The 21,370-nt window shown below is 68.3% G+C and carries 17 protein-coding genes; 14 read left to right on the forward strand and 3 right to left on the reverse strand.

Annotation, left to right across the window (positions count from 1 at the left end; genetic code table 11):
* Positions 1 to 277: 277 nt before the first annotated feature.
* Genes imuA through U1F38_RS10565 form a run of 3 tightly spaced genes read left to right on the forward strand, consistent with a single transcriptional unit; the run spans position 278 to position 5,796 of the window.
* Positions 278 to 1,024, forward strand: coding sequence for a translesion DNA synthesis-associated protein ImuA (gene imuA / locus U1F38_RS10555; RefSeq protein WP_409987027.1), 747 nt, complete (start codon positions 278 to 280; stop codon positions 1,022 to 1,024).
* Positions 993 to 2,378: a DNA polymerase Y family protein gene (locus U1F38_RS10560; RefSeq protein ID WP_409987028.1), complete on the forward strand. Its 1,386-nt coding sequence runs from the start codon at positions 993 to 995 to the stop codon at positions 2,376 to 2,378. Before imuA ends, U1F38_RS10560 begins: the two co-directional genes overlap by 32 nt.
* Complete coding sequence (locus U1F38_RS10565; protein WP_409987029.1) at positions 2,371 to 5,796, forward strand: error-prone DNA polymerase; 3,426 nt, start codon at positions 2,371 to 2,373, stop codon at positions 5,794 to 5,796. Before U1F38_RS10560 ends, U1F38_RS10565 begins: the two co-directional genes overlap by 8 nt.
* Here U1F38_RS10565 and U1F38_RS10570 read toward each other — a convergent pair.
* Complete coding sequence (locus U1F38_RS10570; protein WP_409987030.1) at positions 5,790 to 6,608, reverse strand: ferritin-like domain-containing protein; 819 nt, start codon at positions 6,606 to 6,608, stop codon at positions 5,790 to 5,792. The two genes, U1F38_RS10565 and U1F38_RS10570, sit on opposite strands and share 7 nt — an antisense overlap.
* A gap of 39 nt (positions 6,609 to 6,647) precedes the next feature.
* Between U1F38_RS10570 and U1F38_RS10575 the strand changes: the two genes are divergently transcribed.
* The 11 genes from U1F38_RS10575 to U1F38_RS10625 all read left to right on the forward strand — a co-directional run bounded on the left by U1F38_RS10575 (position 6,648) and on the right by U1F38_RS10625 (position 17,405).
* Complete coding sequence (locus U1F38_RS10575) at positions 6,648 to 7,172, forward strand: gamma carbonic anhydrase family protein (RefSeq protein ID WP_409987031.1); 525 nt, start codon at positions 6,648 to 6,650, stop codon at positions 7,170 to 7,172.
* Positions 7,173 to 7,189: 17 nt separating this feature from the next.
* Complete coding sequence (locus tag U1F38_RS10580; protein WP_409987032.1) at positions 7,190 to 8,179, forward strand: Hsp33 family molecular chaperone HslO; 990 nt, start codon at positions 7,190 to 7,192, stop codon at positions 8,177 to 8,179.
* 10 nt (positions 8,180 to 8,189) lie between these two features.
* Positions 8,190 to 8,957 (forward strand): tRNA (guanosine(37)-N1)-methyltransferase TrmD, encoded by a 768-nt coding sequence (trmD, locus tag U1F38_RS10585; protein WP_409987033.1) that lies wholly within the window; start codon positions 8,190 to 8,192, stop codon positions 8,955 to 8,957.
* 108 nt (positions 8,958 to 9,065) lie between these two features.
* Positions 9,066 to 9,452 (forward strand): 50S ribosomal protein L19, encoded by a 387-nt coding sequence (rplS, locus tag U1F38_RS10590; RefSeq protein WP_409987034.1) that lies wholly within the window; start codon positions 9,066 to 9,068, stop codon positions 9,450 to 9,452.
* 102 nt (positions 9,453 to 9,554) lie between these two features.
* Positions 9,555 to 10,280, forward strand: a complete 726-nt coding sequence (locus tag U1F38_RS10595; protein WP_409987035.1) for an NUDIX hydrolase — start codon at positions 9,555 to 9,557, stop codon at positions 10,278 to 10,280.
* Positions 10,281 to 10,336: 56 nt separating this feature from the next.
* Positions 10,337 to 11,296 carry a CobD/CbiB family protein gene (locus U1F38_RS10600; RefSeq protein ID WP_409987036.1) on the forward strand — a complete coding sequence of 320 codons (960 nt, stop codon included), beginning with the start codon at positions 10,337 to 10,339 and terminating at the stop codon, positions 11,294 to 11,296.
* A gap of 181 nt (positions 11,297 to 11,477) precedes the next feature.
* Positions 11,478 to 12,629, forward strand: a complete 1,152-nt coding sequence (locus tag U1F38_RS10605; protein WP_409987037.1) for an ABC transporter substrate-binding protein — start codon at positions 11,478 to 11,480, stop codon at positions 12,627 to 12,629.
* Between the two features lie 427 nt (positions 12,630 to 13,056).
* Positions 13,057 to 14,085: a branched-chain amino acid ABC transporter permease gene (locus U1F38_RS10610; protein ID WP_409987038.1), complete on the forward strand. Its 1,029-nt coding sequence runs from the start codon at positions 13,057 to 13,059 to the stop codon at positions 14,083 to 14,085.
* A complete protein-coding gene (locus U1F38_RS10615) occupies positions 14,082 to 15,902 on the forward strand; it encodes an ABC transporter permease subunit (protein ID WP_409987039.1) in 1,821 nt (606 codons plus the stop codon). The genes U1F38_RS10610 and U1F38_RS10615 overlap by 4 nt, the downstream gene beginning before the upstream one ends.
* Positions 15,899 to 16,639 carry an ABC transporter ATP-binding protein gene (locus U1F38_RS10620; RefSeq protein WP_409987040.1) on the forward strand — a complete coding sequence of 247 codons (741 nt, stop codon included), beginning with the start codon at positions 15,899 to 15,901 and terminating at the stop codon, positions 16,637 to 16,639. Before U1F38_RS10615 ends, U1F38_RS10620 begins: the two co-directional genes overlap by 4 nt.
* 40 nt (positions 16,640 to 16,679) lie before the next feature.
* Positions 16,680 to 17,405 (forward strand): Crp/Fnr family transcriptional regulator, encoded by a 726-nt coding sequence (locus tag U1F38_RS10625; protein WP_409987041.1) that lies wholly within the window; start codon positions 16,680 to 16,682, stop codon positions 17,403 to 17,405.
* A 217-nt stretch (positions 17,406 to 17,622) separates the two neighbouring features.
* On the opposite strand, the gene U1F38_RS10630 is transcribed toward U1F38_RS10625, so the two are convergent.
* Positions 17,623 to 18,885 carry a multidrug effflux MFS transporter gene (locus U1F38_RS10630; protein ID WP_409987042.1) on the reverse strand — a complete coding sequence of 421 codons (1,263 nt, stop codon included), beginning with the start codon at positions 18,883 to 18,885 and terminating at the stop codon, positions 17,623 to 17,625.
* Between the two features lie 82 nt (positions 18,886 to 18,967).
* Positions 18,968 to 21,214 carry an RNA polymerase sigma factor RpoD gene (gene rpoD / locus U1F38_RS10635; protein WP_409987043.1) on the reverse strand — a complete coding sequence of 749 codons (2,247 nt, stop codon included), beginning with the start codon at positions 21,212 to 21,214 and terminating at the stop codon, positions 18,968 to 18,970.
* Positions 21,215 to 21,370 lie beyond the last annotated feature (156 nt).

Below are 21,370 nucleotides of genomic sequence, written 5' to 3' on the forward strand. Positions count from 1 at the left end.
CGGCGCACCTGCGCCATTGCCGCGCTACGGCCGCGCTGCAGCAGTTCCAATTCGCCTCGCTCGGTTGTGCCCAAGCGGATCGGTTTCATGCGCCTTGGTGCAGGTGCAATTTCAATGGTCATTCGATTAGAATGTGATAACTGTATAAACATACAGTATCATGATGATGTTGGAACTTGATGGCTGCCTCTTGAAAAGTACAGTGATCGTGCCTGCCCTTGCCTTGGTTTCTGCGGCCCACCGAGTGGCCGATTGGCGCGCGACTGCGCCACCCGGCGTGTTGCCGGCCGATGCGCTGGCCGCTGATGATGGGGGGCGCACCGTGTCGACCGCCCACCCGTCGCTGGACGTCCAGTTGCCGGGGGGTGGCTGGCCCCTGGGCGCGTTGATCGAGCTTTTGCAGCCCGCGCCCGATGCGCCCGTCTGGCCGCTGGTGCTGCCGGCACTGGCTGCGCGCCAGCACAGCGCGGGCGGCGCACTGGCGCTGGTCGGTTCGCCGCACGAGCCTTTCGTGCCGGCGCTGATGGCTGCCGGCGTTCGGGCCGATGCCGTGCTGTGGTTGCGCGCCGATGCGCCGTCGGCGCGGCTGTGGCTGGCCGAGCAGGCCTTGGCCTGCGCCGACGTGGCGGCCGTGCTGGCCTGGCTGCCGCGTGCGCGCTCGGCCGATCTGCGGCGCCTGCATCTGGCGGCGGCGCGGCGTGGCGAAGGCCTGCTGTTTGCGCTGCGCCCGGCCGAGGCCGCTGTCAGTGCCTCGCCCGCGCCGCTGCGGGTGCAGGTCGATGCCGAAGACGGCACACCTGTACCCACGCTGCGCCTGCACCTGCTCAAGCGGCGCGGCCCGCCTCTGGCCGAACCCGTGCTGTTGGGGCGCTGCGCGCCGCTGCGCGATGTGCTGGCGGCCAGTGCGGCGGGGCAGGGCGTTTCGGATGCGGATCGGGCGCCGCCGTGGGCGGCGCGTGCGGGGTTGGATGTCGTGCGGCCGGAGGTGGGTGATGCTGTGGTTCGCCTTGCCGTGGCCGCTTGAGAAAGCATCGGCCCAGCCCGCCCAGGACGAGCCGGGCGATCCGCCGGCTTGCGACCCGTTGGGCTGGTGGGCGCTGCGCTTGACCCCGCACGTGACGCGGCTGGGCGATGCGTTGTTGCTGGAGGTGTCGGGCAGCTTGCGCCTGTGGGGTGGGGCGGCGGCCTTGCAGCGCCGAATCTTTGAAGAAAATCCGGCTCTGGCGTCCGCCAATATTGCGCAAGCAGCTATCGGAATAATAGCATTGGCGCACTTGCGCCTGCGCCGTGACGGGCGCGGCGTGCCTGCGGGCGGCGTGGCCGCCTTGCCCTTGTCGGTGCTGGATGCCGCGCGATTGCACTTGCCGCTGCTGGAGCGGCTGGGCCTGCGCACCTGGGGCGATGCACACGCCTTGCCGCGCGCGCCCATGGTGCGCCGCTTCGGACCGGGCTTGCGCGCCGCGCTGGACGTGGCTTTCGGCCTGGTGCCCGAGCGCTACCCGTGGCTGGTGCTGCCCGAACGCTTTGATGAGGCCCTGGAATTGCCCGCGCACGCCGAGTCGGCGCCGGCCCTGCTGTGGTCGGCCAATCGTCTGCTGGCCGCGCTGCAAGCCTGGCTGCGCGCGCGCCAGCAAGGGGTGCTGGCTTTCGAGCTGGGCTGGACGCTCGACCAAAAGCGCCTGAATGGGCGCGCGCTGCCGCCGGCGCAGTCGCTGCGGATCCGCACCGCCGAACCCGCGCAGTCCATGGATCACCTGCGCCGCCTGCTGGCCGAGCGGCTGGCGCGCACGTCCCTGCTGGCCCCCGCCATCGGCCTGCGCCTGCATGCCGTGCAGACCGCGCCCTGGCAGCCCGGCAACGCCGCGCTGCTGCCGGGGGAGCAGCGGCGCGGCGAGCCGCTGCATGTGTTCATCGAGCGCGCCAATGCGCGCCTGGGGCCCGGCAGCGTGCGCCGCCCGGTGCTGCGCGCCGATCATCGGCCCGAACAGCGGCAGCGTTGGGAGGTGGTGGACGAAAAAAATCACCCCCACCCCAAGCCTCTCCCGCCTGCGGGAGAGGGGGCAACCGACCACGCACCCGCCGACGCCCTGGCGCCCACCTGGCTGCTGCATCCGCCGCAGCCGCTGGAGGTGCGCGGCGGGCTGCCCTGGCGCGGGGGCGCCGCGCTGCGCCTGCTGACCCGGCCCTGTCGCGTCGAAACCGGCTGGTGGGCTGAAGGCGCTCCGGCGTCCGATGCGGCGGGCGAGGCCGTCGCGCGCGACTACTTCATGGCCCAGGGCGCGGCGCAGGAGCTGCTGTGGGTCTACCGCGAGCGGCCGACCTCGCGCACGCCGGCCAGCGCCGCGCCGCGCTGGTTTTTGCACGGCATTTATGCCTGAGCCGAGCCGCAAGGACGAACAAGCGCGCCGCCGCGCCCGGTTGCGCGAGCAGCCGGCCATGCCCCGCGTGGATGCGGCGTTGCCGGGCTATGCGGAGCTGCATTGCCTGACGCATTTCAGCTTTCAGCGCGGCGCTTCCAGCCCCGAGGAGCTGGTGCACCGCGCGCAGGCGCTGGGCTACGCCGCCCTGGCCATCACCGACGAGTGTTCGGTGGCTGGTGCGGTGCAGGCCTGGCGCGCACGGGCCGAACTGAAAGGCGAGGGGCAGGGCGAGGCGCGCGCCGATGCGGCTGGGCCGGGGAGCGAGGCGCTGCACCTGATCTACGGCAGCGAGTTCCGCTTTGCCGGGCAGGGCACGCTGGTGGCGCTGGCGCGCGACCGGCCAGGCTGGGGCGATCTGTGCGCCTTCATCAGCGCCTGCCGACGCGCCGCGCCCAAAGGGCAGTACCGCTTGCCGCCGCTGGCCGAGGCACTGGCGGCGCTGGCCCGTTGCGAGTGCCTGTGGGCGCCGGCGCGGGGGGGCGGTTTTTCTTCGTCGCTCATGGGCGAAAACAATGGCCCTCACCCCAACCTTCTTCCGCGCGCGGGAGAGGGGGTTTTCGCGGGGCTGGATGCTGCGGTGGCCCACGCACGAGTTTCGCTGCTGCTCGAATTGCACGCCGATGCCGACGACGCGCTGTGGCTGGCGCATATGCAGCGGCTTGCGGCCGCCAGCGGCTGCCCCCTGGTGGCCGCGGGCGACGTGCACATGCACGCGCGCGGCGCCAAGCGGCTGCACGACGTGATGTGCGCCATCCGTCTGGGCCGGCCGGTGGCCGAGTGCGGCTTTGCGCTGCAAGCCAATGCCGAGCGCCACCTGCGGGCGCGCGAGCGCCTGGCCGAAATTTATCCGCCCGAGCTGCTGGCCGCCACGCTGGCCGTGGCCGCGCGCTGCACCTTTCGGCTCGATGAGCTGCGCTACGACTATCCGCGCGAGTCGGTGTTGCCGGGATTGAGTCCCACCCAGACGCTGCGCCGCCACACCGTGGCCGGCGCGCACGAGCGCTACCCGCGCGGCGTGCCGACGCGCATCTGGCGCTATCTGGCCAAGGAGCTGCGCCTGATCGCCGAGTGCCGCTACGAGATGTTCTTTCTCACCGTGCACGACATCGTGTGCTTTGCCAGGCGGCGCGGCATCCTGTGCCAGGGACGTGGCTCGGCGGCCAATTCGGTCGTCTGCTTTTGCCTGGGCATCACCGCGGCCGACCCCGAGCATTCGCACCCGCTGCTCGAGCGCTTCATCAGCAAGGCGCGCCGCAGCGAGCCGCCCGACATCGATGTGGACTTCGAGCACGAGCGGCGCGAGGAGGTCATCCAGTACATCTACGGCAAGTACGGCCGCGAGCGCACCGCGCTGGCCGCCGCCGTCATCGCGTACCGCAGCCGCAGCGCGCTGCGCGACGTGGGTGCGGCGCTGGGGGTGGATGCGCGCCTGGTCGACGCCCTGGCCAAGGACCATCACGGTTTTGACGGCGACGCGCCTGAGTCGCGCTTGCGGGAGATGGCGCAGTCCCTGGGCGTGGCCCTGCCCGACGCCCTGGCGCGCCAGTGGCTGGAGCTGGCGGCCCAACTGCGCGGGCGCCCGCGCCACCTCAGCCAGCACGTGGGCGGCTTTGTGCTGACCGAGACACCGCTCACGCGCCTGGTGCCCATCGAGCCCGCCGCCATGCCCGACCGCACCGTCATCCAGTGGGACAAGGACGACTTGGAGGCGCTGGGCCTGCTCAAGGTGGACGTGCTGGCGCTGGGCATGCTCACGGCCGTGCGACGGTGCATCGATCTGGTCCGCCAGCGGCGTGGCCAGCCGTTCACGCGCTATGACATCCAGGGCGAAGACCCGGCCACCTACGCCATGATTCGCCGCGCCGACACCGTGGGCGTGTTCCAGATCGAAAGCCGCGCGCAAATGAGCATGCTGCCGCGCCTGGCGCCCACCACCTTCTACGACCTGGTGGTGCAGGTGGCCATCGTGCGCCCCGGGCCCATCACCGGTGGCATGGTGCACCCCTACCTGAAGGCGCGCCAGCGCCAGCGCCGCGGCCTGCCCATCGAATACGAGCGCTCGCACCACGACCGGCCCGGCACCAAACCCCGGCTGGCGCAGGCGCTGGAGCGCACGCTGGGCATCCCCATCTTTCAGGAGCAGGTGATGGAGCTGTCCATGCTGGCGGCGGGCTTCAGCGCCGAAAAGGCCGACCGCCTGCGCCGCGCCATGGCGGCCTGGAAGAAAAAGGGCGGCCTGGAGCCCTTCGAGCGCGAGCTGATCGAGGGCATGCGCGCGCGCGGCTACAGCGCCGCCTTTGCCCAGCGCATCTTCGAGCAGATCAAGGGCTTTGGCGAATACGGCTTTCCCGAAAGCCACGCCTGGAGTTTTGCCCTGATCGCCTACGAGAGCGCCTGGCTCAAGTGTCACGAGCCCGAGGCCTGGCTGGCCGCGCTGCTCAATTCGCAGCCCATGGGCTTTTACGCTCCCGCCCAACTCGTGCAAGACGCCCGCCGCCACGGTGTGCAAGTGCTGCCCCCCGACGTGAGCGTGAGCGACTGGGACTGCACGCTGGCCGACCCTCACCCCAACCCTATCCCGCCTGCGGGAGAGGGAGCAAAAAAATTGGGGTCAGACCAACATTTTTCAGGTCAACCATCGCCGCGCCCCGCCGTGCGCCTGGGCTTGCGCATGGTGCGCGCTCTGGCCGAGGCGGCAGCGCGGCGCATCATCGCCGCGCGCGCCGCGTGGGCTTTTGTCGATGTCGATGACCTGGCGCGCCGCGCCGCGCTGGATACCGGCGAGCTCAATCAACTGGCCGCCGCCGATGCGCTGGCCAGCCTGGCCGGCCACCGGCGCCAGCAGGTGTGGCAGGCCGCAGCGCTGAAGGCCATGCCCACGCTGCTGCGCGATGCACCGATCGACGAGGCGCCGCTTGCGCTGCCCGCCGCCGGCGAAGGCGAAGCCATCGTGCACGACTACGCCGCGCTGGGCCTCACGTTGCGCCGCCACCCCTTGGCCCTGCTGCGCCCGCGCCTGGAGCGCCAGCGCCTGCTGACTGCGGCCGAGTTGCAGCACCTGCCCAGCGGCCAGTTGGTGCGCGCCTGCGGTCTGGTGACGGGGCGCCAGCGCCCAGCCACGGCCAAGGGCACCATCTTCGTCACGCTGGAAGATGAGACCGGCCCGGTCAACGTCATCGTCTGGCCCGGCTTGCGCGCCGACGAGGCGCAGCGCCGCGCCTTGCTGCGCGCGCAGTTGCTGGCCGTCGAAGGGCAGTGGCAGCGCGATGAAGGCAGCGGCGGGCAAGTGCGCCATTTGGTGGCGCGGCGCCTGCGCGATCTCACGCCCTTGCTGGGACGCCTGGCCGGCCTGACGGCCAGCCGGGACTTTCACTGATCAAGCGGCGCGCCGGCCGCATCGCTCCATTGCGCCATTTCCTGGGCCGTGAAGCCTGCCCGCCGGCGCGCCGCCAGGTTGAACGGGCCTTTCAATCGCGGGGCTTGGTAGGTGATGGTCAATTGCTGGTAATGCGCCACCGGCTCCAGCCCCTGGCGCTGGCACAGCCAGCCATACCAGTGGTTGCCGATGGCCACGTGGCCGATTTCGTCGCGCAGGATGATGTCCAGGATGTCGCACGCGGCCCGCGCGTCGGGCGTGTCCACGGCGCGCAGCTTGCGCTGGATCAGCGGCGTGGCGTCCAGCCCGCGCGCCTCCAGCGTGCGCGGCACCAGGGCCATGCGGGCGGTCACGTCGCCCGCGGTTTTCTCGCACATGGTCCACAGGCCGTCGTGCGCGGCAAAGTCGCCATAGCGGCGGCCCAGCGTTTGCAGGTGCGCATGCAGCAGGCTGAAGTGATGCGCTTCTTCGCCCGCCACGCGCAGCCAGTCGCGGTAATAGGCCTCGGGCATGCCGACAAAGCGCCACACCGCGTCCAGCGCCAGGTTGATGGCGTTGAACTCGATGTGGCAGATGGCGTGGATCAGCGCCGCGCGGCCGTCCAGCGTGTGCATCGAACGCCTGGGCAACTGCGTGTGCTCGATCAACACTGGCCGCACCGGGCGCCCGGGCAGGCCGACTGGTGCGTCGACCACGCACCCGGATGCTATTGTTAACGTAGCTGCCTGCGCTGACAGGGAGCTCGTCAGCGCCAGTTTTGTTTCAACATCGTCGGCCATGAGGGCCTGCAGGGCAAGGGCGCGCATCTCCATCCCTACAATTGTAGTTTTGCCTTTTGAAGGAGCCGCGCGATGGCTGTGTATGAACTCGATGGCGTGGTCCCGCAGGTGGCGGCCAGCGCATGGGTGGCCGACTCGGCCGAGGTGATCGGCCACGTCACGCTGGCGGCCGATGCCAGCGTGTGGTTTGGCTGCGTGCTGCGCGGCGACACCGAGCACATGACGGTGGGCGAGGGCAGCAACATCCAGGACTTGAGCGTGCTGCACGCCGACGTGGGCCAGCCGCTCACCATCGGCCGGCACGTCACCGTGGGCCACAAGGTGATGCTGCACGGCTGCACCATCGGCGACGAATCGCTGATCGGCATCGGCGCCGTGGTGCTCAACGGCGCGCGCATTGGCAAGAACTGCCTGGTGGGCGCCGGCGCTCTGGTGACCGAGGGCAAGGAATTTGCGGACGGCAGCATGATCGTGGGCGCCCCCGCGCGTGTGGTGCGCCAGCTCACGCCCGAGCAGATCGAGGGCCTGCGGCGCAGCGCGCAGCATTACATCGACAACGCGCGCCGCTTCAAGGCCGGCTTGAAGAAGCGAGCTTGAGGCCTCATCTGCAACGGATGTCCGAACTGCACAAATTCATCTTCGAGGGCCTGCCGGTGCGTGGCGCGCTGGTGCGCCTCACCGACGCCTGGCAAGAGGTGCTGCGCCGGCGCGCGGCCAACACGCAAACGGGGGCGTACCCCGCGCCCGTGCAAGGCCTGCTGGGCGAGATGGTCGCCGCCGCGGTGCTGATGCAGTCGGGCATCAAGTTCGACGGCGCGTTGGTGATGCAGATTTTTGGCGACGGCCCGGTCAAGCTGGCCGTGGCCGAGGTGCAGTCCGACCTGCGCCTGCGCGCCACCGCGTCGGTGACCGGCGCCGTGCACGCGGGCGCCAGCCTGGCCGAGCTGGTCAACGTGCGCGGCGGCGGACGCTGCGCCATCACGCTGGACCCGCGCCTGCGCCTGCCCGGCCAGCAGCCCTATCAGGGCGTGGTGCCGCTGGTGGACGCCGGCGGGGCCGCACTGGGCGGCATCGGGCCCGTGGTGGAGCATTACATGCGCCAGTCCGAGCAACTGGACACCACCCTCGTGCTGGCCGCAGACGACAACGTGGCCGCCGGCTTGTTGCTGCAGCGCCTGCCGGTGCAGGGTCAGCACAACCTGGCGCAAAGCCAGGTGGCCGGCGAGGCAGCGGATGAGACCAATGCAGATGACCCGTTCGAGCGCCTGTCGCTGCTGGCGCGCAGCCTCAAGCGCGAGGAGCTGCTGGGGCTGGATGCCGACACGGTCCTGCACCGCCTGTTCTGGCAAGAGCCGCTGCGGCGCTTCGAGCCCGCGCAAGGCAGCACGAGGCCGCGCTTTGCCTGCTCGTGCAGCCGCGAGCGCGTGGCCGCCATGCTCAAGGGCCTGGGCCAGGCCGAGGTCGACTCCATCGTGCACGAGCAGGGCCAGGTGGAAGTGAGCTGCGATTTTTGCGGCCAGCAGGAGCGCTTTGACGCCGTGGACGTGGCGCGCCTGTTCACGCCGGCCGCGCAGCAGTCGCCCTTGCCGGGGTCGGTGCAGTAAGCCTCGCCCCATGCGCTTTGACGTCATCACGCTGTTTCCGGAGCTGTTTGCTCCGTTTATGGAAGCGGGCATCACGCGCCGCGCTTACGCTAGCGGCCAGATCGAACTGAAGCTGTGGAACCCGCGCGAGCACGCCGAGGGCAACTACCGCCGCGTCGACGACCGCCCCTTTGGCGGTGGCCCCGGCATGGTGATGATGGCCGAGCCGCTGGCGCGCTGCCTGCACGCCGTGCGCGCCGACCGCGCCGAGGCGATCGACGTGCAGGCGCCGGCCGTGCTGTTCTCGCCGACGGGCGAGCCGCTGCGCCACGCCGGCGTGCAGCGCTGGGCCGAAAGCCGCGGCGCCATCCTGATCTGCGGGCGCTACGAGGGCATCGACCAGCGCTTCATCGACACCTGCGTCGATGTGCAGATCAGCCTGGGCGACTTCGTGCTGTCGGGCGGCGAAATCGCGGCGCTGGCCCTGCTGGACGCGGTGGCGCGCCTGCAGCCCGGCGTGCTGGGCGAGGAGGGCAGCCACCAGCAGGACAGCTTCAACCCCGCGCTGGATGGGCTGCTGGATTGCCCGCACTACACCCGCCCCGAACTGTGGCGTGAGCAGCCCGTGCCTGCCCCGCTGCTGTCGGGCCACCACGCGCAGATCGAGCGCTGGCGGCGCGAGCAGCGCCTGCTGCTGACGGCGCATCAGCGCCCGGCCCTGATCGACGCTGCGCGCGCGGCCGGCCGCCTGGACGCTCGGGACGAGCAGCTGCTGAGCAGCATTTCAGGCACGCTATAATGGCAGGCTTTTCGATCCTCTGTCCGCCGCGGCCACGCCCTTGTGCCACCCGTGCAACCATGGCCGCCCCTAGCGTAGCGTGAGCATGATCGAGACAGGAAAAGAGTGATGAACCTGATTGAAACCCTCGAAAAAGAGGAAATCGCCCGCCTGGGCAAGAACGTGCCCGATTTTGCGCCCGGCGACACCGTGATCGTCAGCGTGAACGTGGTCGAAGGCAGCCGCAAGCGCGTGCAGGCCTACGAAGGCGTGGTGATCGCCAAGCGCAACCGGGGCCTGAACAGCGGCTTCACCGTGCGCAAGATCTCCAACGGCGAAGGCGTGGAGCGCACCTTCCAGACCTACTCGCCGCTGATCGCCAAGATCGAGGTCAAGCGCCGCGGCGATGTGCGCCGCGCCAAGCTGTACTACCTGCGCGGCCTGAGCGGCAAGAAGGCCCGCATCAAGGAAAAGCTCGCCGGTCGCGCTGCCGCCCCCCAGGCCGAAACCGCGTGATGCCGGGGCGGCACCCCCCACCGGGTGTCGCCTGGTTGCGCTTGCAACCGCCTGCCGCTTTGCGCGTGCAGGCGGTTTTTGCATTGGCGCCCACCATCCATCATGGCCACCTCTCCAACGCTTTTGCCTTCGTTCGACCCGCGCCGCGTGCCGGTGACGGGCGTGGACGATCACCTGCCCGCCGTGCCGCCCGATCGGCTCACGCCCGCGGCTTTGCGCCAGCGCTTTCAGGCGCCGCCGCCCTGGCAACCCGAGGTGCGTCAGGAGCCACTTTTCGTCGATCGCGCGCCGGTGGACGCCGCCGTGCTGGTGCCGCTGGTGCTGCGCTCGGGTGGTTTGTCGGTGTTGCTGACCGAGCGTGCGCTGGGCTTGTCCAGCCACTCGGGCCAGGTTGCGTTTCCGGGCGGCAAGGTCGAGACCAGCGATGGCGACGTGGTGCACGCGGCCTTGCGCGAGACCCGCGAGGAAGTCGGACTGGCGGATCGCTTCATCGACGTGCTGGGGCAGTTGCCGGTTTATGCGACCGGCTCGCAGTTTCTTGTCACGCCGGTGGTGGCGCTGGTGCGCGAAGGTTTCGTGCTGCATCCCAACGCCGATGAGGTGGCGCACGCCTTCGAGGTGCCGCTGGCGTTTTTGATGGACCCGGCGCACCACCGCCGCCATCGCCTCGAATGGGCGGGCGGCGTGCGCGAGTGGTTCTCGATGCCTTACCGCGAACCGGCCCAGGCGGTGCCCGGCAGCGGTGAAAGCGCGCCCGCCGCCGAGCACTTCATCTGGGGCGCCACGGCCGGCATGTTGCGAAATTTCTACAGATTCCTGCTGGCCTGAGCCGCAGTCGACATCTCGGTGCCGCGCGACAGCGGCGGCCTGACTATCATCACCGCATGATTTTGCTGGCCATCGTGATCACCTTGCTGCTCGAGCAGGTGTGGCCCTTGGCGCCGCGCAACCCCGTCATGCTGGGGCTGCTGCAATGGGCCCGCACGGTGGCGCGCAACATGGATACCGGCGCGGCCAATCACGCCTGGCTGGCGTGGGCGGTGGCGGTGGGCCTGCCTGCGCTGGGCGTGGCGGCAGTGCATGCACTGCTGACCTGGCTGGGAGGGTGGCCATTGACCACGCTGTGGACCATCGCCGTGCTGTATTGCACGCTTGGTTTTCGCCAGTTCAGCCACCACTTCGTCGCCATTCGCGACGCGCTGGAGATTGGCGATGACGAGCGGGCGCGGCAGCTGCTGGCGCAGTGGCGGCAGGTCGATGCCAGCGCCGTGGCGCGCTCCGACGTGGTGCGCCAGGCGCTCGAGGTTTCGGTGCTGGCAGCGCATCGCCACGTGTTTGGCGTGATGCTCTGGTTTTGCGTGCTGGAGGTGCTCGGCCTGGGCCCGGCCGGAGCCGTGCTGTATCGCCAGGCCGAGGCGCTGTCGCGGGTCTGGCGACGCGACGCGGCGGCGCCCGAACGCGGTGTCAGCGCCGCCCTGGCGCGCGCCGCCGGCGAGGCCTGGCGCTGGATCGACTGGCTTCCGGCACGCGCGACGGCGCTGGCGCTGGCCATCGTGGGGAGCTTCGAGGATGCGATCGATGCCTGGCGTCGTCATGCGGGCCAGTTTGCCAACGCCAACGACGGCGTCATCCTGGCGGCGGCCTCCGGTGCCGTGGGTGTGCGCCTGGGCAGCGTGCCCATGCGGGCCCCGGGCCCGCTGGCGGCCGGCGGGCCGGCCGATGCCTTGCCTGGCGAGGCGCCCAGCGTCGCGCACTTTGCCCGCGTGGTGGGCCTGGTTTGGCGGATGGTGGCGCTGTGGCTGCTGCTGCTGGCGCTGCTGACGGTAGCGCACGTGCTGGGCTGAAACACGCATCAACGCTGGCGCGTGCAGGGCTTTCACGCATAGGGAAATTCCCAGTTTGTTGACTGGGTGCAAGCCGGTGCGGGCCGATACAATCATTAACCGACCGAGCGGTCACTTTATGGGTAGCCCGTTCTCCGGCCACCTTCTCGTGACAATTTCAATCCCCGTTGGAGCCAAATCCATGAAGATCAAACACATCGCCTTGGCGTGCCTTGCCGCAACCGGCTTCTCCCTGTCCGCCTGGGCCGACATCAACGTGGGCGTCACGCTCTCGGCCACCGGGCCGGCCGCGTCGCTGGGCATTCCCGAGAAAAACACCATCTCACTGCTGCCCAAGACCATGGGCGGACAGAAGGTCAACTACATCGTGCTGGACGACGGGTCCGACACCACCGGCGCCGTCACCAATGCGCGCAAGCTGATGTCCGAAAAGGTGGATGTCATCTTCGGCTCGTCCACCACGCCGGCCTCGCTGGCCATGATCGACGCGGTGGCCGAGGGCAAGACGCCGATGATCTCGCTGGGCGCCTCGGCGGCCATCATCGAGCCGCAGGACGCCAAGAAGCGCTGGGTGTTCAAGACGCCGCAAAACGACATCATGATGGCGCTGGCCATTGCCGGCCACATGGCCGACCACGGCATCAAGACGGTGGGCTTCATCGGCTTTTCCGACGCCTACGGCGAGGGCTGGTACAAGGAAACCGTCAAGGCGCTGGACCTCAAGAAGATCAAGCTGGTCGCCAACGAGCGCTACGGCCGCACCGACACCGCCGTCACCGGCCAAGTGCTCAAGCTGATGGCTGCCAAGCCGGACGCGGTGCTGATCGCCGGCTCGGGCACGCCGGCGGCGCTGCCCGAAAAGACGCTGAAGGAGCGCGGCTACACCGGCAAGATCTACCAGACGCACGGCGTGGCCAACAACGACTTCCTGCGCGTGGGCGGCAAGGACGTGGAGGGCACCCTGCTGCCGGCCGGCCCGGTGCTGGTGGCCGATCAACTGCCGGCCAGCAACCCGGTGCGCAAGTCGGCGCTGGAATACATCCATGCCTACGAGGGCGCCTACGGCAAGGGCAGCGTGTCCACCTTTGGCGGGCATGTGTGGGACGCCGGCAAGGTGCTGGCTGCGGCCGCGCCGGTGGCGCTCAAGGGTGGCCAGCCGGGCACCGAGGCGTTCCGCGCGGCCTTGCGCGACGCCATTGAGCAGGTCAAGGACGTGGCTGGCGCGCACGGCATCTTCAACATGTCGCCGCAGGATCACCTGGGGCTGGACCAGCGCGGCGTGGTCATGGTCAAGATCGAGAACGGCAAGTGGGTGTATCAGCCCGGCAAATGAGCGGCCATGGGCGGCTGCGTTCTTGAGTGTTCGCACCGTTCAGAACAGGGCGACGTGCCTGCGGCAGTCGCCCTGTTCGCGTATGGCGATGCATCACGGAGATCCGCAGTGGGCCGGTCGGCGCGAGCGACCGATGGCGCCGGGGAGAAAACCAGGGTGTCCTGTACCGATATCATGGTTTTCCATGAGGGATCACGTCTTGCGTTGGCGTTGAAATAATTATTTAATATAAATAAATCGGACTTGAATTCGACGGATGGAATGAGACGAGCGGGTTGAAGAATCCGGGCGCTGAGCAAATCTTGCGACGGCCTGCGGTGGATATCATCCCTCCGGCGGTATCGGTTCCCACGGGATTTCGCCGGCCCCGCATGCAGCCCCCGGGGCTTTCTTGACAAGGCTTCGCGATGAACAGGTTTATCAGTCAATGGACGCACAAATAGCCCTGATGCTGGGCCAGGACGGTCTCGTCACCGGCGCGATCTACGCGCTGGTGGCGCTGGCGCTGGTGCTGGTGTTTTCCGTCACGCGCGTGATCTTCATCCCGCAAGGGGAATTCGTCACTTACGCGGCGCTGTCGATGGCCGCCATCCAGGCCGGCGGCGTGCCCTCGGCCATCTGGTTGCTGTTGGGCCTGGCCGTGCTGACCCTGGTGGTGGAGGCGTGGCGGCACTGGCGGGGCTTGCATGTCGATTGGGGGTCCACCGCCGTGTGGGCCATCGTGCTGCCGGCGGTGGCAGCCGCGGTGGCGCTGTGGGTCAGGCCGGCCGCGGCCTGGGCGCAGACGGTGCTGGCGCTGCTGCTGATCGTGCCCATGGGCCCGCTGCTGTACCGGCTGGTGTACCGCCCGCTGGCGCACGCCAGCGTGCTGATGCTGCTGATCGTGTCGGTTGCACTGCACTGGGTCATGGTGGGGCTGGGCTTGTACTTCTTTGGCGCCGAGGGCGCGCGCACCGCGACAATGTGGGACGCGCGCTGGGATCTGGGCGGCTTGCCGGTCAGCGGCCAGTCGCTGGTGGTGATCGGCGCGGCCGTCGTGCTGCTGGCGGCGATGTACGTGTTTTTCGAGCGCTCCATCATCGGCAAGGCGCTGCGCGCCACCGCCATCAACCGCGTGGGTGCGCGCCTGATGGGCATCCCGACCGACCTGTCGGGGGACATCTGTTTTGCGCTGGCCGCACTCATCGGCGCCGTTTGCGGCCTGCTGATCGCACCCATCACCACCATCTACTACGACACCGGCTTCCTGATCGGCTTGAAGGGCTTTGTCGCGGCCATCGTCGGCGGGCTGATGAGCTACCCCATGTCGGTGCTGGGCGCGCTGCTGGTGGGCCAGCTCGAATCCTTCTCCTCGTTCTGGGCCAGTGCCTTCAAGGAAGTCATCGTGTTCACCCTCATCATTCCGGTGCTGTGGTGGCGCTCGCTCAACACCCGTCACGTGGAGGACGAGGAATGACGAGTCGCCATTTCACCTGGCTTGCCATCGCCCTGTTCGCGCTGGCCTGGCCCCTGTTTGGGGCTTTCACCATCACCCTGGTGAACTACATCGGCCTGTACTCCCTGGTCGCCGTGGGCCTGGTCATGCTCACCGGCGTGGGCGGCATCACCTCGTTCGGGCAGGCGGCCTTCGTCGGCCTGGGGGCGTACGCCACGGCCTGGATCTGCACCTCGCCCACGGCCGCGCAGGCATTGTCGGCGCTGCCGGCGGGTGCCTTGCCGTGGCTGGGCCTGCTGCTGGGCCTGGCGGTCACGGCGCTGATCGCCTGGTTTCTGGGCGCGGTCACGCTGCCGCTGGCGGGGCACTTCCTGCCGCTGGGCACGCTGGCCTGGGGTCTGAGCCTGTATTACATCTTCGGCAACCTGGATGGCCTGGGGGGCTTCACCGGCATCACCGGCGTGCCAGCGCTGACGATCGGCGGCTTCGAGCTGAGTTCGCCGCGCGTGCTGGGGGTGCTGATCTGGGCCGTGCTGCTGCTGGCGATCTGGGCCTTGCACAACCTGCTGGACTCGCGCGAGGGCAGGGCCATCCGTGCGCTCAAGAGCGGTCGCGTGATGGCCGAGTCGATGGGCGTGGACACCGGGCGCCAGCGCATGAAGCTGTTCGTGTTGGCCGCCCTGCTGTCGGCCGTGTCCGGATGGCTCTATGCGCACTTGCAGCGCTTCGTCAACCCCACACCTTTCGACCTGAACATCGGCATCGAATACCTGTTCATGGCCGTGGTGGGCGGCTCCGGCCATCTGTGGGGTGCGGTGCTGGGCGCCACGCTGATCACCCTGCTCAAGGAGCAGCTGCAGGACTGGCTGCCGCGCCTGCTGGGCGCAAGCGGCAACTTCGAGGTCATCGTCTTCGGCCTGCTCATGTTGCTGGTGCTGCAACGCGCGGCCGATGGTTTGTGGCCCCTGATTGCGGCCGGGGCGCGCAAATTCATCAAGCCCGAAGCGCCGCGCCACGCGCAAACGACGGCCGCGGAGCTGCCGCGGCATGCGCTGCCGCCGGCGGGCCAGTCCGTACTGGAGGCGCGCGAGGTCACCAAGCGCTTTGGCGGTCTGGTGGCCAACAACGCCGTCAACCTGGATGTCAAGGCCGGCGAGGTACATGCGCTGATCGGGCCCAACGGCGCGGGCAAGAGCACTTTCTTCAACATGATCTCGGGGGTGGACGACCCGACCTCGGGCACCGTCGCGCTGCTGGGCCAGGCCATGGCCGGCAAGCCCTCGCGCGCATTTGCCGCGCTGGGGCTGGGGCGCACCTTTCAGCACGTGCGGCTGCTGGGTCAGCGCAGTGTGCTCGAGAACGTCGCCGTGGGAGCGCACCTGCGTGGGCATCGCGGCTGGCTGTCGGCCATGCTGCGCCGCGACCGACACGAAGAAGCCGCCTTGCTGGCCGAGGCGCGCCGCCAGATCGAGCGCTGCGGCCTCACGCAATACATCGACACGCCGGCGGCATCGCTGCCGCTGGGCCAGCAGCGCATCGTCGAGATCGCGCGGGCGCTGGCCGGCCAGCCATCCGTGCTGCTGCTGGACGAGCCCGCCGCCGGCTTGCGCCACCTTGAAAAGCAGGCCCTGGCCGAGCTGCTGGCGCAACTGCGCGCCGAGGGGCTGGCGGTGCTGGTGGTGGAACACGACATGGAGTTCGTCATGAACCTGGCCGACCGCGTCACCGTGCTGGAGTTCGGCACCGTCATTGCCCTGGGCACGCCCGCCCAGGTGCAGGCCGATCCGCGCGTGATGGCGGCGTACCTGGGCAGTGACATGCCGGGAGCGCAAGCATGAGCGCGACCCCGTTGCTTGAACTGAACGGTTTTTCCGTCTGCTACGGGCCGGTCGAGGCGCTGCACCAGGTGGCGCTGACGGTGGGCGAGGGCGAGATCGTCACCGTGATCGGCCCCAACGGCGCCGGCAAGAGCACGCTGCTGAATGCCGCCATGGGTTTGCTGCCGTCCACCGGCGGCGTGCAGCTGGCCGGCCAGAGCATTGCGCGGCCCACGGTGGAATCCATGGTGGCCCGGGGCGTCGGCCTGGTGCCCGAAAAGCGCGAGCTGTTCGGCGAGATGTCGGTGGAGGACAACCTGCTGCTGGGAGGCTTCGCCCGCTGGCGGCGCGGCCAGCGCGACCAGGCCGAGCGCATGGGCGAGGTGTTTGACTTGTTCCCGCGCCTGAAGGAGCGACGCGCGCAACTGGCCGCCACGCTGTCGGGTGGCGAGCGGCAGATGCTGGCGATCGGCCGGGCGCTGATGGCGCGCCCCAAGCTGCTGATGCTGGACGAACCCTCGCTGGGCCTGGCGCCCCTGATCGTGCGCGAGGTGTTGCACATCGTGGCTTCGCTGCGCGATCTGGGCGTGTCGGTGCTGCTGATCGAGCAGAACGCCCGCGCGGCGCTGCAGGTGGCCGACCGCGGCTACGTGCTGGAGATGGGCGCCGTGGCGCTGGAGGGCGAGGCCAGCGCGCTGCTCACCGATCGGCGCGTGATCGAGACCTATCTGGGCGTGGGCGGCAAGAAGGCGGCGTGAGGGCGCGCGGGCCGAATCCGCCGGCCCTACACTGCGTTCCATGACCGCCGGCAAACCCCGGCCCCTGACCGTGACGCACGACAGTTTCGATCTTCAGCGCTACCTGGGCACTCTGCCGCTGTTTTCCAGCATCACCGAGGCCGAGCGCACCCGCCTGGCCCAGGATTGCCATGTCCGCCGGCTGGAGCGCGGGCGCGTGATTTTTCACGTGGGCGACGCCTGCCGCGAATTTCACGTCGTGATCATGGGGCAGGTCAAGCTGTTTGCCATGTCGCCCACGGGGGTCGAAAAGGTGATCCACCTGTGCGGGCCGGGTCGCAGCTTTGGCGAGGCGGTGATGTTCATGGGCTCGCCCTATCTGGTGACGGCCCAGACCCTGACCGAGACGCTGTTGCTCACCGTCGAGCGCGCGGGCGTGATGCGCGAGATCGAGCGCAACCCGGAGTTCTCGCTGCACATGCTGGCCGGTCTGGCGCGGCGCCTGCAAGGCCTGGTGCACGACGTGCAGGCGTATTCGCTGCACAGCGGCACGCAGCGCGTGATCGGCTACCTGCTGGGCGGACGCTCGACACCCGAGCCGGGCAGCGCGTCGATGACGGTGACGCTGCCCGTCAGCAAGGCGGTCATTGCATCGCGCCTGTCGATCACGCCGGAGTATTTTTCGCGCGTGTTGGGCGATTTGGCTTCGCAAGGGCTGATCGAGGTGGACAAGCGCGAGATCCGCATCCCCGACGTGGGCAAACTGGCCAGCTATCAGGAGCGCTGAGCCTAGAAACGGCAATTGGACGCGCTTGCCAGTGCCGTGATCGGTGTGCCAGGCAAGGCGCGACGACGCGGCGGGCTTCTGCCCGCAAGGAGAAGCAACGCGGCATGGCGCGCCGAGCGCGGTGCTGGCGAGTGCGTAGCGCTGTCACCCCACAGGTGAGGGGCAACGAAGCCATCAAAGTCAATGTCCATGCGGCGCTCACGACGGTTGAAAGCGGTCAACTGCCGTTTCTAGGCTGAGACGCGTTCGCCACTTGCCGGCGCGGGTCGCCGATCTCGGGCCAGCGCTTGTGCAGCCACAGCCAGGACGCCAGCCCCACCACCATGAAGACGGCCGACATCAGCGCCATGCCCAGGGCCGAATGCATGACCAGCGGGGCCACGGCGCCGGCCACGATGCCGTTGGCCACCGAGCCCACCACCGATTGCAGCGACGAGGCCATGCCGCGCCGCTCGGGATGCAGGTCGAGCACCAGCAGCGTCACCACCGGCACCATCAGCGCCCAGCCGAAGGCAAACAGGGCGATCGGCCACAGCGACCACCAGATCTCGGGCTCCAGCAAGGCATTGGCGGCGATGTTCAGCACCGTGACGGCCACCATGATGCGAAAACCCTGCATGACCTGATTCTTGGGCGCGACCTTGCCGGCCATGCGGCCCGACAGCCAGGAGCCCACCATGATCCCGCCGATGTTGAGCGCGAAGAACCAGAAGAACTGCGTGGGTTTGAGGTGCAGCACGTCGCCCAGATAGGCAGGCGCCCCCAGAATGTAGAGAAACAGGCCGTTGAAGGGCACGCCCGAGGCCAGCGCCAGCAGGAAAAAACGCGGGTCCGACAGCAGCGCCGCGTAGCCTTTCAACAGGTGCTTGACGTGAAAGGGTTGGCGGTCCTTGACGTGCAGCGTCTCGGGCAGCAGGCGCAGGTTGGCGACGATCAACACCACGCCGACCCCCACCAGAAACCAGAAGATCGAGTGCCAGCCGAGATACTCGGACAGCACGCCGCCCATCATGGGCGCGATGGCGGGCGCGACACCAAAGAAGATGGTGACCTGACTCATCACGCGCTGGGCTTCGGCCTGGGGAAACATGTCGCGGATGACGGCGCGCGAAACCACCACGCCGGCGCCGGTGGACAGGCCCTGCAGCGCGCGAAAGAAGATCAGGTGCCCCACGGTTTGCGACAGTGCGCAGCCGATGGAAGCCAGGGTGAACAGGATCAGGCCGCCCAGGATCACCGGTCGGCGCCCGAAGCTGTCGGACAGCGCACCGTGAAACAGGTTCATGAAGGCGAAGCCGAACAGGTAGGCCGACAGCGTTTGCTGCATCTCGACCGGTGTGGCGTGCAGCGACCGGGAGATGGCCGAGAACGCGGGCAGATAGGTGTCGATGGAAAACGGCCCCAGCATGCCGAGCATGGCCAGCAAGATGGCCAGGGCCCAGCGCGGGGCCTTCCAGATTTTGTCGGCATCAGGGTTCATGGATGCATTGGATACTACAAATAAAATAGCGTCTGGCGCATATCAGATGCTGGCCAGACGCTGATTTGATTGAAAAAAGCGGTCAGGTGTTGTCGGTGAAGCTGCGCAGCTTGTCCGAGCGGCTGGGGTGCTTGAGCTTGCGCAGCGCCTTGGCCTCGATCTGGCGGATGCGCTCGCGCGTGACGTCGAACTGCTTGCCCACCTCTTCCAGCGTGTGGTCGTTGTCCATCTCGATGCCAAAGCGCATTCGCAGCACCTTGGCCTCGCGCGGGGTCAGGCTGTCGAGGATGTCCTTGACGACATCGCGCAGGCCGGCCTGCATGGCCGCTTCCACCGGCGCGGTGTTGTTGGTGTCCTCGATGAAATCGCCCAGGTGGCTGTCGTCGTCGTCGCCGATGGGGGTTTCCATCGAGATCGGCTCCTTGGCGATCTTCATGATCTTGCGGATCTTGTCCTCGGGCATTTCCATCTTCTCGGCCAGCAGGGCGGCGTCCGGCTCGAAGCCGAATTCCTGCAGGTGCTGGCGCGAGATGCGGTTCATCTTGTTGATGGTCTCGATCATGTGCACCGGGATGCGGATGGTGCGTGCCTGATCGGCGATCGAGCGCGTGATGGCCTGGCGGATCCACCAGGTGGCGTAGGTCGAGAATTTGTAGCCGCGGCGGTATTCGAATTTATCGACCGCCTTCATCAGGCCGATGTTGCCCTCCTGGATCAGGTCCAGGAACTGCAGGCCGCGGTTGGTGTACTTCTTGGCGATCGAGATGACCAGGCGCAAGTTGGCCTCGATCATCTCCTTCTTGGCGTCCCGGCTGGCGGCTTCGCCCTCGTTCATGCGCTTGTTGATGGCCTTCAGCTCGTCGAGCGGCACCACCACCTGCGCCTGCAGGTCGATCAGTTTTTGCTGCAAGTCCTGGATCGGCGGGATGTTGCGCTCCATGATCGCGCTCCAGGGCTTGCCCGCAGCCGCCTGCCTTTCGACCCACTTGAGCTCCAGCAGATGCGAGCGCACCCGGTGGCCCGCCTTGTCGCGGCCGGAAAAATCGGCGATGAAGAGCTCCTGCGGATAGCCGCAGCGATCGACCACGATACGGCGCAGCTCGCGCTCGTACTTGCGCACGTCGTCCACCTGGCCGCGCAGCAGGTCGCACAGTTTCTCGATGGTCTTGGCCGTGAAGCGGATGCTCATCAGCCGCTGCGACAGCGCGTGCTGGGCCTTGACATAGGTGGGCGAACCCCAGCCTTCCTTGTCGTAGGCACGGCGCACCTTGTCGAACAGCGCGGCGACGTCGTCAAAGCGCTCCAGCGCCTCGGCCTTGAGCTTCTCCAGCAGGCGCGTCATGGCCTTGGAGCCGCCCTTGCCGTCGTCGTCGTCCTCTTCGTCGTACTCGTCGAAGTCTTCCTCGGCCACGTAGTCGTCGTTCTCGTCGGCGTCGGCAAAGCCATCGACGATGGTGCTGATGACCACCTTGCCCTCGCGAATCTCGCTGGCCATCTTCAGGATTTCGGCGATCGTGGTGGGGCTGGCGCTGATGGCGTCCATCATCTCCATCAGGCCGCCCTCGATGCGCTTGGCGATCTCGATCTCGCCCTCGCGCGTGAGCAGTTCCACCGTACCCATCTCGCGCATGTACATGCGCACCGGGTCGGTGGTGCGGCCGAACTCGCTGTCCACGGTGGACAGCGCCGCCTCGGCCTCTTCCTCGGCTTCTTCCTCGGTGGCGGTACTGGTGCCGGTGTTGGTCAGCAGCAGGGTCTCGGCGTCGGGCGTCTGCTCATACACGGCCACGCCCAGGTCGTTGAGCATGGAGACCACGGCCTCCAGTGTCTCGGCATCCACCAGCTTGTCGGGCAGGTGGTCGTTGATTTCGCCGTGCGTCAGATAGCCGCGCGTCTTGCCGAGCTTGAGCAGAGCCTTCAGGTTGGCGCGGCGGGTGTTCATCTCCTCTTCGGAGAGCACGCCTTCGTCCAGGCCGAACTCCTTCATCAAGGCCCGCTCCTTGGCCTTGCTGATCTTCATGCGAAGCGGCTTGGCCTTTTCCACCACCTCGGGCGCGGCGGCCTCGGGCTCGCCCTCCAGGTCAGCCTCGATGTCGGACAGATCGGCGTCGTCCTGATCGCGGGCAGCGGCCTTGCCGGCGGCCCCACGCTTGGGCGGCGGCGATTTTTCAGCGGCAGGCTTGGCGGGGCCCGCGGCCTTTCGGCCCGTGGCCTTCTTGGCGACGGCTTTGCTCTCGAGTTCTTCGGCGGCGGCCTTGGCTTTGCCGGCCTTGGGCGTGGCGGGAGCGGCCTTGGCAGGAGACTTGGCGGTTTTGGCGCTGGTGGGCATGGTTCGACCTCTGGGCGGATGGGGTTTGACAACCGGAACGCGGGCACGCGCTTCCGGTCAGATGGTTCCAATCCGAATCAAAACAATAGAAAAGCACTGCGGCTGTTGCCTGCTGGGCGCGCGGCCGCACAGGCATCAAACCGTCATGGGCAAGAT

It is taken from the genome of Ottowia sp., assembly GCF_046348305.1.
In the GTDB taxonomy this organism is placed as follows: domain Bacteria; phylum Pseudomonadota; class Gammaproteobacteria; order Burkholderiales; family Burkholderiaceae_C; genus Ottowia.

Bases quoted from the DNA above. Each gene is read 5' to 3' on its own strand.
- U1F38_RS10615 (WP_409987039.1), top strand. From the start codon at position 14,082: ATGACGAGTCGCCATTTCACCTGGCTTGCCATCGCCCTGTTCGCGCTG.
- rpoD (WP_409987043.1), bottom strand. From the start codon at position 21,214: ATGCCCACCAGCGCCAAAACCGCCAAGTCTCCTGCCAAGGCCGCTCCC.
- U1F38_RS10630 (WP_409987042.1), bottom strand. From the start codon at position 18,885: ATGAACCCTGATGCCGACAAAATCTGGAAGGCCCCGCGCTGGGCCCTG.
- U1F38_RS10625 (WP_409987041.1), top strand. From the start codon at position 16,680: ATGACCGCCGGCAAACCCCGGCCCCTGACCGTGACGCACGACAGTTTC.
- U1F38_RS10575 (WP_409987031.1), top strand. From the start codon at position 6,648: ATGGCTGTGTATGAACTCGATGGCGTGGTCCCGCAGGTGGCGGCCAGC.
- U1F38_RS10560 (WP_409987028.1), top strand. From the start codon at position 993: ATGCTGTGGTTCGCCTTGCCGTGGCCGCTTGAGAAAGCATCGGCCCAG.
- U1F38_RS10595 (WP_409987035.1), top strand. From the start codon at position 9,555: ATGGCCACCTCTCCAACGCTTTTGCCTTCGTTCGACCCGCGCCGCGTG.
- U1F38_RS10620 (WP_409987040.1), top strand. From the start codon at position 15,899: ATGAGCGCGACCCCGTTGCTTGAACTGAACGGTTTTTCCGTCTGCTAC.
- U1F38_RS10605 (WP_409987037.1), top strand. From the start codon at position 11,478: ATGAAGATCAAACACATCGCCTTGGCGTGCCTTGCCGCAACCGGCTTC.
- trmD (WP_409987033.1), top strand. From the start codon at position 8,190: ATGCGCTTTGACGTCATCACGCTGTTTCCGGAGCTGTTTGCTCCGTTT.
- U1F38_RS10565 (WP_409987029.1), top strand. From the start codon at position 2,371: ATGCCTGAGCCGAGCCGCAAGGACGAACAAGCGCGCCGCCGCGCCCGG.
- U1F38_RS10570 (WP_409987030.1), bottom strand. From the start codon at position 6,608: ATGGAGATGCGCGCCCTTGCCCTGCAGGCCCTCATGGCCGACGATGTT.
- U1F38_RS10600 (WP_409987036.1), top strand. From the start codon at position 10,337: ATGATTTTGCTGGCCATCGTGATCACCTTGCTGCTCGAGCAGGTGTGG.
- rplS (WP_409987034.1), top strand. From the start codon at position 9,066: ATGAACCTGATTGAAACCCTCGAAAAAGAGGAAATCGCCCGCCTGGGC.
- U1F38_RS10610 (WP_409987038.1), top strand. From the start codon at position 13,057: ATGGACGCACAAATAGCCCTGATGCTGGGCCAGGACGGTCTCGTCACC.
- U1F38_RS10580 (WP_409987032.1), top strand. From the start codon at position 7,190: ATGTCCGAACTGCACAAATTCATCTTCGAGGGCCTGCCGGTGCGTGGC.